The organism is Pseudomonas sp. JY-Q (assembly GCF_001655295.1).
GTDB lineage: Bacteria > Pseudomonadota > Gammaproteobacteria > Pseudomonadales > Pseudomonadaceae > Aquipseudomonas > Aquipseudomonas alloputida.
Map to the genome: position 1 here is coordinate 3,952,336 of NZ_CP011525.1, position 13,246 is coordinate 3,965,581.

General features: G+C 56.4%; 14 protein-coding genes. 5 read left to right on the plus strand and 9 right to left on the minus strand.

Going from position 1 to position 13,246, the window contains the following annotated elements:
- Positions 1 to 26: 26 nt before the first annotated feature.
- From AA098_RS18000 to AA098_RS18010, 3 genes are read left to right on the plus strand one after another with little or no spacing between them, the layout of a single operon-like run.
- A complete protein-coding gene (locus AA098_RS18000; protein WP_060545596.1) occupies positions 27 to 1,334 on the plus strand; it encodes an OprD family porin in 1,308 nt (435 codons plus the stop codon).
- 58 nt (positions 1,335 to 1,392) lie between these two features.
- Positions 1,393 to 1,782 (plus strand): RidA family protein, encoded by a 390-nt coding sequence (locus AA098_RS18005; protein ID WP_004576124.1) that lies wholly within the window; start codon positions 1,393 to 1,395, stop codon positions 1,780 to 1,782.
- On the plus strand, positions 1,779 to 2,432 hold the full coding sequence (locus AA098_RS18010) for an RraA family protein (protein WP_004576123.1): 654 nt from the start codon (positions 1,779 to 1,781) through the stop codon (positions 2,430 to 2,432). Before AA098_RS18005 ends, AA098_RS18010 begins: the two co-directional genes overlap by 4 nt.
- 252 nt (positions 2,433 to 2,684) lie before the next feature.
- Here AA098_RS18010 and AA098_RS18015 read toward each other — a convergent pair whose 3' ends face one another.
- From AA098_RS18015 to AA098_RS18050, 8 genes are all read right to left on the minus strand, one after another.
- Entirely contained in the window at positions 2,685 to 3,887 is a 1,203-nt protein-coding gene (locus AA098_RS18015; protein WP_004576122.1) for a PotD/PotF family extracellular solute-binding protein, read from the minus strand.
- Complete coding sequence (locus AA098_RS18020; protein ID WP_064614855.1) at positions 3,884 to 4,873, minus strand: GTP-binding protein; 990 nt, start codon at positions 4,871 to 4,873, stop codon at positions 3,884 to 3,886. The genes AA098_RS18015 and AA098_RS18020 overlap by 4 nt, the downstream gene beginning before the upstream one ends.
- Positions 4,870 to 5,169 carry a hypothetical protein gene (locus AA098_RS29565; RefSeq protein ID WP_003251167.1) on the minus strand — a complete coding sequence of 100 codons (300 nt, stop codon included), beginning with the start codon at positions 5,167 to 5,169 and terminating at the stop codon, positions 4,870 to 4,872. The genes AA098_RS18020 and AA098_RS29565 overlap by 4 nt, the downstream gene beginning before the upstream one ends.
- An 8-nt stretch (positions 5,170 to 5,177) precedes the next feature.
- The gene (locus AA098_RS18030) at positions 5,178 to 5,927 is read right to left on the minus strand and encodes an SDR family NAD(P)-dependent oxidoreductase (RefSeq protein WP_003251169.1); all 750 of its coding nucleotides are present in this window, start codon (positions 5,925 to 5,927) and stop codon (positions 5,178 to 5,180) included.
- A gap of 49 nt (positions 5,928 to 5,976) precedes the next feature.
- On the minus strand, positions 5,977 to 6,738 hold the full coding sequence (locus AA098_RS18035; RefSeq protein ID WP_003251170.1) for an SDR family NAD(P)-dependent oxidoreductase: 762 nt from the start codon (positions 6,736 to 6,738) through the stop codon (positions 5,977 to 5,979).
- Positions 6,739 to 6,753: 15 nt separating this feature from the next.
- Entirely contained in the window at positions 6,754 to 8,112 is a 1,359-nt protein-coding gene (locus AA098_RS18040) for an MFS transporter (RefSeq protein WP_004576120.1), read from the minus strand.
- Between the two features lie 56 nt (positions 8,113 to 8,168).
- Entirely contained in the window at positions 8,169 to 9,050 is an 882-nt protein-coding gene (locus tag AA098_RS18045; protein WP_003251175.1) for a polysaccharide deacetylase, read from the minus strand.
- 64 nt (positions 9,051 to 9,114) lie between these two features.
- Positions 9,115 to 10,473 carry an amidase gene (locus tag AA098_RS18050; protein ID WP_064614856.1) on the minus strand — a complete coding sequence of 453 codons (1,359 nt, stop codon included), beginning with the start codon at positions 10,471 to 10,473 and terminating at the stop codon, positions 9,115 to 9,117.
- Between the two features lie 298 nt (positions 10,474 to 10,771).
- On the opposite strand from AA098_RS18050, the gene AA098_RS18055 reads away from it, so the two are divergent.
- Entirely contained in the window at positions 10,772 to 11,776 is a 1,005-nt protein-coding gene (locus tag AA098_RS18055) for a GntR family transcriptional regulator (RefSeq protein ID WP_003251179.1), read from the plus strand.
- Here AA098_RS18055 and AA098_RS28620 read toward each other — a convergent pair.
- Positions 11,751 to 12,128 carry a LacI family DNA-binding transcriptional regulator gene (locus tag AA098_RS28620; protein ID WP_080634957.1) on the minus strand — a complete coding sequence of 126 codons (378 nt, stop codon included), beginning with the start codon at positions 12,126 to 12,128 and terminating at the stop codon, positions 11,751 to 11,753. The two genes, AA098_RS18055 and AA098_RS28620, sit on opposite strands and share 26 nt — an antisense overlap.
- A 234-nt stretch (positions 12,129 to 12,362) precedes the next feature.
- Between AA098_RS28620 and AA098_RS18060 the strand changes: the two genes are divergently transcribed.
- Positions 12,363 to 13,235 (plus strand): sugar phosphate isomerase/epimerase, encoded by an 873-nt coding sequence (locus tag AA098_RS18060; RefSeq protein WP_004576117.1) that lies wholly within the window; start codon positions 12,363 to 12,365, stop codon positions 13,233 to 13,235.
- Positions 13,236 to 13,246 lie beyond the last annotated feature (11 nt).

A 13,246-nucleotide genomic window follows, 5' to 3' on the forward strand; every position in this document is an offset into this window, starting at 1 on the left:
TCTACTTCCGTTTGAAGAGCTTCCCGATGAAAAAATACTTGATGAGTGCTGGCGTTTTCGCCTTGTCCCCCATCGCTCACGCCGACTTGGTGAACGACAGCCACGCGAACCTTGGCCTGCGCAATTTTTACTTCAATAACGACTTTCGCGACCAGGCCGGTAGCCTCGGCCAAAGCAAAACCGAAGAGTGGGCCCAGGCCTTCGTCCTCGACTTCAAATCCGGCTTTACCGATGGGCCAATCGGCGTTGGCCTGGATGCCCTGGGCTTGATGGGTGTGACGCTCGATAGCGGCGATGGTCGCCACCGGGGTAGCAGCATGATCCCCGACGACGGCAGTGGCGGGGCTCACCAGTGGAGTCGCCTTGGCCTGACACCCAAGCTGAAAGTCGCCAACACCGAACTGCGATACGGCACGCTGATGCCCAAGCTTCCGGTGCTGACCTACAACGATGGTCGCCTGCTGCCCCAGACGTTCGAGGGTGCCCAGCTCACCTCAACCGACCTGGATGGCCTGACCCTTACCGGCGGGCGCCTAAACCGTGCTACGGGCCGCGCCTCCAGTGACCGCACTGGACTGGCGGTAGCGGGTGGCACCCGTGAGAGCGACCAGTTCCTGTTCGCCGGTGGCGACTACCGGATCGGCAAACAACTCACAGCCCAGTACTACGTTGCCAACCTTGAGGACTATTACACCCAGCACTTTGTAGGCCTCACCCACACGCTGCCCCTCTCCGAGGGGCAATCGCTGCGGACTGATCTGCGCTACTTCCGTACTGTTGCCGAGGGGGCCAACGACTCCGCGGCTGGTCGCGCAAGTGGATATCGCGTGGGCGGTTACACCGAAGAGGGTGACGGCAAGATCGATAACCACACCTGGAGCGCCGCACTGACCTATTCCGTCCAGGGGCACGCGCTCATGGCCGGCTATCAACAGGTGTCGGATGGAAGCAACTTCGTCCAGCCGAACCAAGGCTCCCTCAGCGGCAAGGGCGCGGGCGGTGCCAGTGTCTATCTCTACACCGACCGGATGCTCGCGAGCTTCAATCGAGCAGGCGAACGTACCGCGTTCGCCCAGTACAGCTACGACTTCGCAGCTGCCGCCGTGCCTGGCCTGAAGTTCTCCCTGATGTACCTGAAGGGTGATGACATTCGCACCACCAGCGGTAAAGACGCCTCCGAATGGGAGCGGGATGTGGGGCTGGACTATGTCGTCCAAGACGGTGCGTTGAAAGGGCTCGGCCTGGCTTGGCGCCATGGGTTGCTGCACTCCGAGATCGACCCCAACCAACAACAGAACCGACTCATCGTCAGCTACACCCTGGCGCTTTTCTAATCTCTGACCAAGTGCTGCCGGCGAGCCGGCGGCACACCTTCGCTACAAGGAGTTTTCAATGCAACGCATCCACAGCGCCCCTGGCACCATCAGCCCAGTAGGCCCGTACTCCCAAGCCGTGGTCAGTGGCCACCTGGTGTTCACCGCGGGCCAGATCCCATCGCTGGGTAGCCTGGAAGAACAGCCCGAAAGCTTCAAAGATCAGGTCAGGCAGACCTTCGCCAACCTGGCCGCGATCCTGGAAGCCGCCGGCTCCAGCCTTTCCCACATGGTCAAGGTGAACGCCTACCTGACAGCCCCCGATCAACTCGCGCCCTTTAACGAGGTGTACAAGGAAATCCTTGGCCATGCACCACCTGCGCGTACAACCGTCTGCGTGCAGTTGTGGGGAGTGAGCTTGGAAATCGACTGTGTGGCCGAGCTGATCGACATGGAGCGTGGGAAATGAAGGACGACGATTTGATCGCAAAGCTGCTAGAGGTCAGCTTCGCCACACTCGGCCATTTCCTCGAGCGTGGATTCGTCAACTACGCAGTCCGAGCCATGGTGCCTGGCGGACGCATCGTGGGCCGTGCCGTGACCCTGCGTCTGGCTGAGCCCGATGCAATCGCGGTCAACCGAGCGTTGGTATCACTCAAGCCAGGAGACGTTTTGGTGATCGACATGGTGGGTGACCATGCCCACGCCTGTGTAGGGGCAGTGACCCAATTCGCGGCTCGATGCGCGGGTGCCGCTGGCATCATCGTCGACGGCGTGGTAACCGACATCAACGAACTGCGTACCTGCCAGCTGCCCGTGTTCGCTCGAGGCACTACTCAGCTCACCACCAAACTGATCGACAGCACTAAGTGCCAGCTGAATGTATCGGTGAATTGCGCAGGGGTAGAGGTTCATCCGGGAGATATCGTTATGGCCGACGATAATGGTGTGCTGATTTTGCCTGCGGAAGAGCTGACTCCAGTGATTGACACGGCGCTGCAGTCCGATCTCGCTGAACCCGACTTACTGGCGCGCCTACGCGGTGGGGAACCGCTCGACGACGTACTGGCAACAAGCTTTGTAGCGGGGAAACCACACAGAGTATTGCCAAGCTCGTGACAGTGTTGATGCTGTGAGGGCGGCTGGAAAGTTGCGGCTTGGAATTGTGGTGCTTTCTTACTGGGATGTTCGCGCCGACTTGGCAGATGACTGCCTGCAGGCGATCAAGTTAGCCTACGCCGGCCCGGTAAAATTTATCCATAACCGCCCTTCTCCCCACACGGCAGCGGGTGCCTTACCGGGTCAAAGCGTTCTTCGACAAATTAGGATAAATCCTGACAGAGGCAGCCTGAGTGCCATCAGCTAGGATCGCTATGTGGATGACAGCTCCTTCGAGCGGCCCGCTCTAAGAAATGCAGCCCATTTGCGGACAAGGTAGTTATGCTCATCCATCACCGAGTTCCAGACGCTGATTCGGCTCACTCGCTCGGCGTAGGAGCCCCCTTCCCTTATTTCTCCAGGCCCAATGAGTGGTTCACCATCACTCCCAAGCAACTGTTCGCTGGCTGGCTTGCCTTCGTACCAGTAATCCCATTCCGCAGCCGACAGGTGATCTCGAGCTCGCAGTGGATTGGAAATGTAGAAGCCCTGTCGCGCCATCATCGCGCCTGGCCAACCTGCCAACCACCAGTTCAGATAGGCGTAAGCCACATCTTTCACTGCCCCATCAACAGCCCGAGACAACGATAAGCCGCCGAACCAGCCCCGGTAGCCTTCTTTAGGAACTGCCTGGCGATACTGAATGCCTTCGCGATGCAGCTGCATCAGCGCTGGAGACCAGACACTCTCAATGTGAACGCTTGGGCCAAGCATTAGCTTACTGGCATCACGATCATCCGACCAGAAAGCCGCAAAATGCCCTTGGCGTTGGAGCTTGATGAGCACATCCGCGAGCTCATCGATCTCATCCAGCCGAAGGTTGCCAATTACGTCGAACTTGGCCAGGCCCTTAGCCTGCACTGCCAGCGCCGCGTCCAGCGCCCCGATAGCTGCATCGCTCTGCAAAGCCACATGACCGCACCAGCCAGGATCAACAAGCCAGGACCAACTTTCGTTTTCGATACCAAACCCAGGGGGAAGCAGGTCTGGCCTGTAGGCAAAGCTGTCCGCATTGTGCGTGAGCGGCAACATACTGATTGAGTCAGTTGGGTGATTGGCCAAGCTACGATCATGCTGAACATACAAACGGTCGCAAGGCAGGCTACCGCCCGCTAGCTTATCGCCAGCATGAAGCCGGCCCCGCTTGGCCAGGTCATTGATCTCATCCCACAAAGCAACTCGCCTGATATCAATGGGCTGGATTGCGCCTGCGGGCCAGACAAAATCCATGCTATGGAACCATTGATCGTAAAGGTCATAGCTCTCGGGGTGCATCAACGCAATGCGCTGAACCGTTTGAACGTCATGGACTTGGTACTCAATTCGAATGCCCAGCTCTCGCTCCGCGCGCAAGCGAATAGACTCGAGCAAGGTCACAGAGGTACCCAGTACTCTCAACGTGACAGGGCCGCTCATACAGCACGCCCCAGACGGTTCAAGAAGGCTTCGAACGATCTACTTAGAAGCTTGGTGTCCAAATCGCGCACGATAATCACCAGACGTGATCGCCGCTGCCCATCAGACCAACTGGCAAGATGCACCGGTGAATGAAGGCAGTGCTGCACACCGTGAATCACGATAGGTTGCTCAGAGTCGATCACGCTCAAGATACCTTTGACCCGAAGAATACGTTCTCCGTGGCATCTTAACAGCATCGATAGCCAAACCCCGAAGGCAAGCCAATCCAGCGGCGTTTCATACTCAAGCACGCAAACTTGTGCGCCCCCGTGCCGAGGTTGCTTCGTAGGTGCAAAGAGCTGCCACACCGCGACCTCATCATCAGGCTCCAAGCTTCTGAGCCCTTCGCCAAGCATCTGCTCATCGCCTTCCCCAATGGCACTTGCCAGCGCGACCGAGGCAGACGGGTTAAGGGTTTTCAGGTGATCCACTAGCAGATCAAGAATCTCTGAGCTAACCAGATCTCCCTTACTCACTAAAAGGCGATCAGCAGCTGTTACCTGGCCCAGCCACTCGGGGTGGATTCGTTCCTGAAGAGCGGCGTGCTGGGCGTCGACAACGGTCACCATAAGCCCAACATGGTATCGACCTCGAAGTTGTGGATCCCGCTGCAAAGTGGCAAGAATCGGTGCAGGATCCGCAAGGCCAGTCGTTTCCAAAAGCACTCGACGGAAAGCAGGGATCTCCCCGCGATTTCGCTTGTCATGCAGATCGATGAGCGCTTGTTTCAGATCCCCACGCACCGAACAGCAGACGCACCCACTTGGCAGCAGCACCGTGTTGGGCGCGATTTCCTGCACGAGAAGATTATCGATGCCAACCTCGCCGAATTCATTGATGAGCAGAGCCGTCTCGCCCATCTCTTCATTGGCCAGCACCCGCTGCAACAAAGTAGTTTTCCCACTACCCAGAAAACCGGTCAGGACATTGATCTGAAGGCTCATGCCTGCATCTCCAAGTGATCGAGAATTCTTGGATCAAGGGGGTCAAGCTTGCGCCCCAGAATCTCCTCGGCTGTCTGCCAGAGCTGCTCCAAACCGGAGGCAATACCTTGCTTTCCCGTGGGGCCCTGGACCAGATAAGAAGCGCCCTGGACGTCACTGACTTTGAGCCTGAAGGGGGCTATCACCTGGTTAATTGAGGCAATTCGACGTAAGCGCTCGCGGCGACCGGGAAGGCTTGTGTCTATAGGATCGCTCCAGTGAACATCCTCACCGATCAGGCCACAAAGTCCACACATAGCTCACCTCAAGGCATTACGTCGCCGGCATTCGGGTTAAGGGTTTGGCCGACGAACAAGTTTCCGCCAGGCTCAGAGGCAAGCAGCACCGCGATCGGTGCCACTTCTTCAACCTTACCGAACCGACCCAATGGCAACTCTCTGGCCTTTGCAGCCTTCCACTCCTGACTGATCCCTTCAACGAGCGGGGTTTCAATCGGCCCAGGAGCAACAGAATTGACCAAGACGTTGTCCTTGCTCACTTCCAAAGCCAGGGACTTGGTGAATCCGATTACACCTGCTTTCGCGGCAGCATAGTGAGTCAGTTGAGCGCCACCTTTGATGCCGAGCTGAGAGGCGATGTTTATGATGCGGCCCCATTTCTGTTCCAGCATATGAGGTAGAGCACGCTGGCTTGCGACGAATACGCTGGTCAGATCGACCCGCAGCATCTCATCCCACATTTCCTGAGTAAGATCCACGCAGGAAGCCTGAGTCAGCATACCGGCATTATTCACCAGAACATCGATGCCACCGAGCGCATCTACGCAGGCATCTACGCCAGCTTGAGCCCCTTCCCTGCTACCGACATCAGCAACACACTCGATCACCAAGACGCCACGGTCACGACAGTGGTTGGCAACGACAGCCAAGCGCTCGGCGTCTCGATCACACAACACAAGCTTGGCGCCTGCATCGGCATACGCATAGGCGATCGCCGCACCGATACCGCTAGCTGCACCGGTAATGACGGCACGTCGGTTTTGCAATGGCTTCATTGTCATTTCTCCTCGCAGCCGCAAGGAAACCTTGCGGTGTTGTGATTTTTTACTCAGGCCAGCGTACGGTCAGACCGCCATCGATGATGATGCTCTGTCCCGTGATGTAGCTCGACTCACGACCGGTCAAGTAGCAAACCAGGTCAGCCACTTCACTTGCTCGCCCTACCCGTCCCAGAGGAATCGCTTTGCCCGCCTTGGCCAGACCGTCAGCCCCTAGCGAATTCTTGCTGTCCAGCGATTGAGGTGTCTCAATCAAACCGGGAATGATGGTGTTGCAGCGAATTCCTTTCGGCGCAAATTCCACCGCAAGAGAGCGGCAGAGCCCTGGAAGGCCGGCCTTGGCAGCTGCGTAATGAGAATGGTCTTGCCATCCGTATACACCACCTGCAATCGACGAAATGGCAACCATGGCTCCGCCTTCACTGATGTAACGGCTCGCGCTTCGGAAAGTGCGCATCACGCCCGTAAGGTCGACGTTGAGCATTTCATTCCACTGCTCATCCGACATCTCAAGTAGCGGAGCTTTGCGCAAAAGCCCAGCGTTCGCGACGGCATAGTCGAGCCGACCGAAGTGTTCGACTGCCACTGCGGCGATGGCGTCCATCGAGGCGCTGCTGGTCACGTCCATCGCCACCATTAAACACTCGCCACCTGCCTCCTCTACGAGTCGCTGAGTCTGAGAGGGGTCATGTGGGTCACCTGCCAAATAGCCACCAATCACGCGCACACCTTTCTTCGCGTACGCAATTGCAACCGCCTGGCCAATGCCACTGGCAGCCCCGGTAACCAACGCTACGGGTTGAGACATAGTTACAAATCCCTGTTATTTGACTGAATGGGGTTCGACGTGCCGGGCGGCGAACATAATCAAGCCCGAAAGGAAGCAAGGCAGCGCTCCAAACCAAAGGGCAGCACTGTGCCATTCACCACCGGTGGACAGCACGCTGGTGATTCCCAGACCAGCAACAATGGCGCCGATAGGGCCCATGGCATGGACAATTGCGCCCCCTGTTGCACGGATACTGGTGGGGAAGCTTTCGCCCATGAAGAACAACATCGCGGAATACGGGCCGGTCAGGAAGAACAGGCCCAAACTGTACAAGGCAACAACCGTGATCAGATCACTTGGCGCTTGAATCATGGCGAAGAATGCCAATCCACCACACATCCAACCGAGAGCCACTGTGTTGCGGCGTCCAATTCGATCGCCCAGCCAACCGTGAACCAGGTAACCGATGAACCCAACCAGGTTGGAGAGAACAAGGATCCACAACGAGTTCTCGAACGACAACTTGTGAACGCTCACGATGACTGACGTGCCCAGAACGCTGAAGACTTGAATGGCCGACCAGTTGAGGAGAATCGCCAAGCTCAGAACCAATGTAGGCCGCAGTGCTGCACCACGAAATGCTGCTGCAACGCCTGCCTTGGCATGCTCGTCATAGTCAACGTGGTATTCACGAGCCAGGCTGCGTGCGGCGGAATCATCTCCCGCCTTGCGCAATTGGTTGATCCGCTGATGCACCTGGAACTGAGGGCTTTCTTTGAGTTTTCGAGCCAGAATCGCCACAACCAGCGCAGGCACCGCAGCAAAAATGAAACAACCCTGCCAACCAATGTGGGGCAGCAGCAGTGCAGTAAGGCCTGCAGCAATCAAAGCCCCTACCGGCCAACCACTTTGCACCAAGCTGTAGACAAACCCCCGGCGCTTGATCAGCTTTGGATCGGTCGAGGCTGCATACACCTCGGTAAGGTACGTCGCGTTGACCCCTTCCTCGGCATAACCGAGGCCTGCGACCGAGCGAACAGCTATCAACGGCCCCTTCCCCATACCGGCACACACAGCGGTGAGCGCCGAGCAGAGCGCTGTACCGCCGATTGTGAAGATGATCCCGCCACGTCGACCGATCTTATCTACGAGAGGGCCGACGACGAACGCAACGACAGCACCGCCAACCGCTACCCACGTGGCGATTTCCGCCTGCTCAGTTTCGCTCCAAGTGAAATGCCCGCCCATGACCGGCAGCAGGGTGCCAAACAAGATGAAGTCGTAAACTGCAAAAACCCAAGCAAAGAAGGCAATCCAAGTCGCATATTTGACATCTTTGGATTCCAGTTGTACCGGCTTCCATGTACCAGACTCGGTAACTGGCGTCGTGGTGGTGGCTGGCGTAGTGGTCATATCGGCATTTCTCTTGTTGTTGATCCGCTTATAAACGTGCGAACCGAAGTATTTAATCAACCCTTACGCGGTTGACGCCGGATAAAGTCGTCAGCGATTTCGTCCATCGTGACGAAGTTCACACCTTCATGACTCTTCATATGCTCGATAAAGCGCTCAAGCATAAGTAGTACTTGAGGTCGACCGGACACATCAGGGTGAATCGTGATTGGGAACACTGCGTAGTCATGTTCGCGGTAAACCCAGTCAAATTGATCGCGCCACATTTCTTCCAAGTGGCGAGGATTGACGAAGCCGTGGCTATTAGGCGATTTTTTGATAAACATCATCGGCGGAAGATCATCAAGGTACCAGTTGGCTGGAATCTCAACCAAATCGGTTTCTTCGCCACGAACTAACGGTTTCATCCATGTATCGGGATGTTGGCTGTAGTCAATCTTGCTCCAGCTGTCCTTCACCCTGACGTAGTAAGGGTGGAAGTCGTTGTGCATCAAGCTGTGGTCGTACTTGATACCCTTCTTCAGAAGCAGCTCATTGGTGACATTGCTGAATTCCCACCAAGGTGCCACGTAGCCGGTCGGCCGTTTGCCTGAAAGCTGGGTGATGACTTCAATCGATTTGTCCAGGACGATTTCTTCTTGCTCAGGCGTCATCGCGATCGGGTTCTCATGGCTGTAACCATGAATGCCAATTTCATGGCCTGCCTGAACCACAGCTTTCATTTGCTCGGGGAAGGTTTCTACCGAGTGGCCAGGGATGAACCACGTTGTGCGCAGGTCATATTTTTCGAAAAGCTTCAGAAGGCGGGGGGCGCCAACTTCGCCAGCAAAAAGACCGCGAGAGATATCGTCAGGCGAATCCTCCCCCCCATAGGAACCGAGCCAACCGGCTACCGCATCGACATCAACGCCAATTGATACAAAAATTTCTTTCTTCATGGTCAATACCTCTTTGTTATTCAACTATTCACAGGCAAACATTGCCCGCACTCCGGTTTGCCTGTTAATTCACGCCTCGAACATAAGGCGCGATTGCCAGGCCTGCTCGGAGCAGTTCCTTATCATTTCCACTCACACTTGAAAGAAGGAGACTCGTGGGAAGCCCTGCCTCCCCAGTCCCACTTGGCAACGCAATGCCAGGCATGTCCAGCATGCTGCCGGGCATTGTCAGCCTCAGCGTTGCCAGGTTAGTAGCAACGAAAAGGTTGGCGTCTTCTTCAAGCGGTGCCAGAAGCGGAGCTACGTGACCGACTGTCGGGGTCACCAGGAATGCGCCATCTAACTCACGCGCAATCTGTGCTTTCAGTGCCTCGGCAGCTTGGTACAAGCGAACCTGCTTACTGGCTGGAAACGCTCGCGCGGCCTCAAGCCGCTTGCGAACACGCGGGTCTAGCTGCTCAGCATCCGTGCTATCGAGAAGCGCTTGGTAGTAGGCAAAAGCCTCCGCACTCCCGAGCCATCCGATCTGCTCGATGACGTCCAGCGCTTGTTCAAATGCTTTAACTTTTTTTCGCTCGACCACTGCTCCCGCCGCAGCCAATCGATCAAGCGCCGCGAGAAGGTTTGCGCGTACTTCAGGCTGAATGCGCGAGTCATTAAGCAGATCAATATCTACGCACAGCTTTAGCCCTGCAGCGGGAAGGCCTGAGGTGTCCAGCGGCATGCCATTCTGATCACCTAACAGGAGGTTATCGACAACGATGGCATCACGAACGCTATGGGTGATCGGCCCAAGCGAATCAAGAGAACTTGCAAGGGGCGTGACACCTTCGAACGAGTAACGCTTTGCACTGCTGCGGTAACCCACAAGTCCATTGAAAGCTGCTGGCACTCGAATGGAGCCAGCGGTATCAGTCGACATACCGATAGGCGCGCACCCCTGCGCAACGGCTATAGCCGAGCCGGAGGACGACCCTCCCGGTGCACGTACTTCGCCGACAAAGCTAATGTTGGCTGGCGTTCCGAAATGGGGATTAAGGCCCAGCCCCGAGTATGCCAGTTCGCTGAGGTTGGTCTTTCCGATGTTCACCATGCCCGCCCGGCTGAGCATTGTCGCCAGTGAGCAATCGCGTGATGCCGGTTGGTCGTGCAAACGTACTTTCGCACCAGCCGTTGTTACACAGCCGGCCAGGTCGTAGAGGTCTTTCCACGCTACTGGTACGCCATCAAAAGGTGACAAGGGTTGACCTGCTTGCCAGCGCGCCTTAGCCGCAGCCGCTTCGCGTAGCGCTCGCTCCTCGCATAAGGTGATAAATGCTTCGGGCACCCGCTCCGCCCTTAGAAGCGCATTTTCAAGGGCGGCGACAGGGTCGGTCGTTCCGTCGGCGAATTGCTGAGCTAAGGAATGGGCATCGGCAAGCATGGCACACCTCTAAAATGTACATTTTAATAATACATACATTTCACAAAGCATCGAACGTGCCAAGTTTTCGTAGCGAGTATTCTACGACCTCCTGAAAGCTCTGGGCCTTGAGGGAGACGGGTGAGAGGACCCCACACGTCAGGCCGGCCCAGAAAATGTATGTTTTAATAAATGATCCATTTTGGGTTTTTCGGTAACAGCCTGCCCCAAAATCGTTCATAGAAGTGTTACCGGTGTTCGATCACATCTCGCTTCGCTTGTGAGAAACTTACCCTCCACGCTTCATGAGAACCCTTTGATGTCTGCCACACAGCCAACGGAAGACCGTCCAGCCTCTCGCTACGAGACAATCCGCAATACGCTGCGCGATGCGATCCTCGGCGGGCAGACGGTTCCTGGACTCGTGTTGGTAGAGGGGCCGTTAGCGGAGCTCTTCGGCACAAGCCGCGTGCCGGTTCGTCAGGCCCTCAATCTTCTCCATGAGGAAGGACTGATACGGCGATTTGATGGGCGGGGTTTTCTGATCGACCCTGAAGGCACCACCGAAACACCGCTCCGAGTCCCCCTGACTCGCAAGCTCTTGGGAATCGAGCCGCAAGAAGACCTTATCGATTACCGTCCGCTGGGTGAGCGCATTTACGACCACCTTGCCCAGGCGGTCATACGTTTCATGGTCTTCGGCCACTACCGGATCGATGAACAGAGCGCAGCCGAAGAATTGAACGTAAGCCGGAACGTAGTCAGAGAGGCATTGATGCGACTGCGGGACAAAGGGCTAGTAGAAAAAGAACCGTACTCACATTGGTTGGCCGGGCCATTAACAGCCCAGGCCGTGAAGCATGACTACGAGCTACGGATGCTCCTGGAGCCCGATGCTCTGCGCCAAGGTGTCGATCAGATGCCTCGGAGCGATCTTGAAGCAATGTTGAGCCGCATCGTCAAAGCCCAGGAAGCCGGTCGCCTGGTTCAGCGCGCAGACATCGAACAGCTTGAGCAGGATCTGCACGTCACCTGCATAGCCGGGGTGAGTAATACCCGTATGGCAGCAGTGATTCGCCAATGTCAGATCCCGATGAATGTCGGACGGGTACTGCATGAAGCACTGCAGTCCAGCAACGACGAAGCCATGCTGATGGAACATCGCTTGATCTTCGAAGCATTGTTGTATGGAACGGTTGAATCTGCCTGTTCATGCCTGCGCGATCATCTATCCAAAGCCCGCGAGCGCACGCTCCAGCGACTCAAGGTGCTCTCAGTCCTTCCAGAGCCTGATGCACCTAGCTACCTGGAAAGACTTGCCTGAACAAAAGCGGCCTGGGAGCAAATCCACCCTGGCCGTCATGGCTAGGCCAGCCAACAGGTGTGACAGGTTCGAAGCCCGCAGCCAGCAATCTCTTGTCGACCGACTGAGCCAACTGGATATGGAAAGCGTTGTTGGGGTCTCCGATCACCAACCCAACAATGGATGATCGGGCGGAGACTAAGCTCCGAGCAGCCAGGTTCGGACGATACTCCAGCTCAGAAGCAATCTGATCGATCCTCTCACGCGTTTCAGGCCGAACACCAGGACCCCCTCGAAGCGCCCTCGACACCTGAGCACGTGACATCCCAGCAGCTTTAGCTACGTCATCAAGGGTAGTGAAAGGCTTGGCCATGATCTACAGACAGCTCCGATCATGATGCCCGCAGGCTTCGTCGCTGGACGCGTGAGCCGAGAATTAGGCTTAACAGTGTTCGGGCCGAGGATAACACACACCCTGAGCAAGGACTTAGCTGCGCATAGCTAGGCGGGCTTTTCCATTTCTTTTGTGGAAAATTGTTTTCCAAATCCGGGCCTTACATCCCCTGAACCGCGCGAATACATTGGGGTTTTATGTTGAGACGCACGGATGACGCACAGAGAAGAAGACCTGAAGCCCGGCCTGACATTCACCATGCCGTTTTCTAATGTCCTCCACCTGCCCTTTCCGGACAAGGTAAGAGCTACTCGGTTGGCGGGTTTCCACGAACTTGCTATCCAACCACAGGAGGTAGCCAGGATCGCGGCATCCGGTCTTTCCATTCAGAACATGCGACTGATCGCTGACGACAACGGTATCAAGATCAGCCGCCTGGATCCTCTCTGCACATGGAATCCTAATTGGTACCCCAATAACATGGATGACAGCTTCATCGCGGATCACTCGACTACTACCCTGGAATTTTTCGAGATCGCGAGCGAGCTTGGCTGCACCCACATGAGCTTGAACGCTACATTCACAGCCAATACCTATGTTTTGGATGAACTGGTCTCGCACTACGCCGAGATCTGCCGTCTGGCCCACGAGGAAGGCATAGTTTGCGACCTTGAACCGATCCCTATGTGGGGCGTTACGTCCCTTGAGCAAGGCTGGGAGATCGTCGAGCGTGCCGGCGCCCCTAACGGCGGCCTTGTGCTCGATACGCTCCATTTTGTTCGCAGTGAATCCAAGCTCGAGACGCTGGCAACGATTCCAGGCAGCTCGATTCACTGCGTGCAGATCTGCGATGGCATCCATCCATTGAAATCCGGCGTGACCCTGGAGGCCGATTGCTTTGAACGCATGTGGCCTGGCGCCGGTAACTTCCCACTGGCGGACATTGTCTCCGGTCTGCACAAGATCGGTGGCCTGAATGGTGTCGGGCCAGAGGTTTTCTCTGTGCTGAACCAAAATATGACGGCAGAGGACGTTGCCAGACTCTGCAAGCAATCGCTTTTGGCGTATCCGGAGCTCAGGGCCTAACCACGGCAACT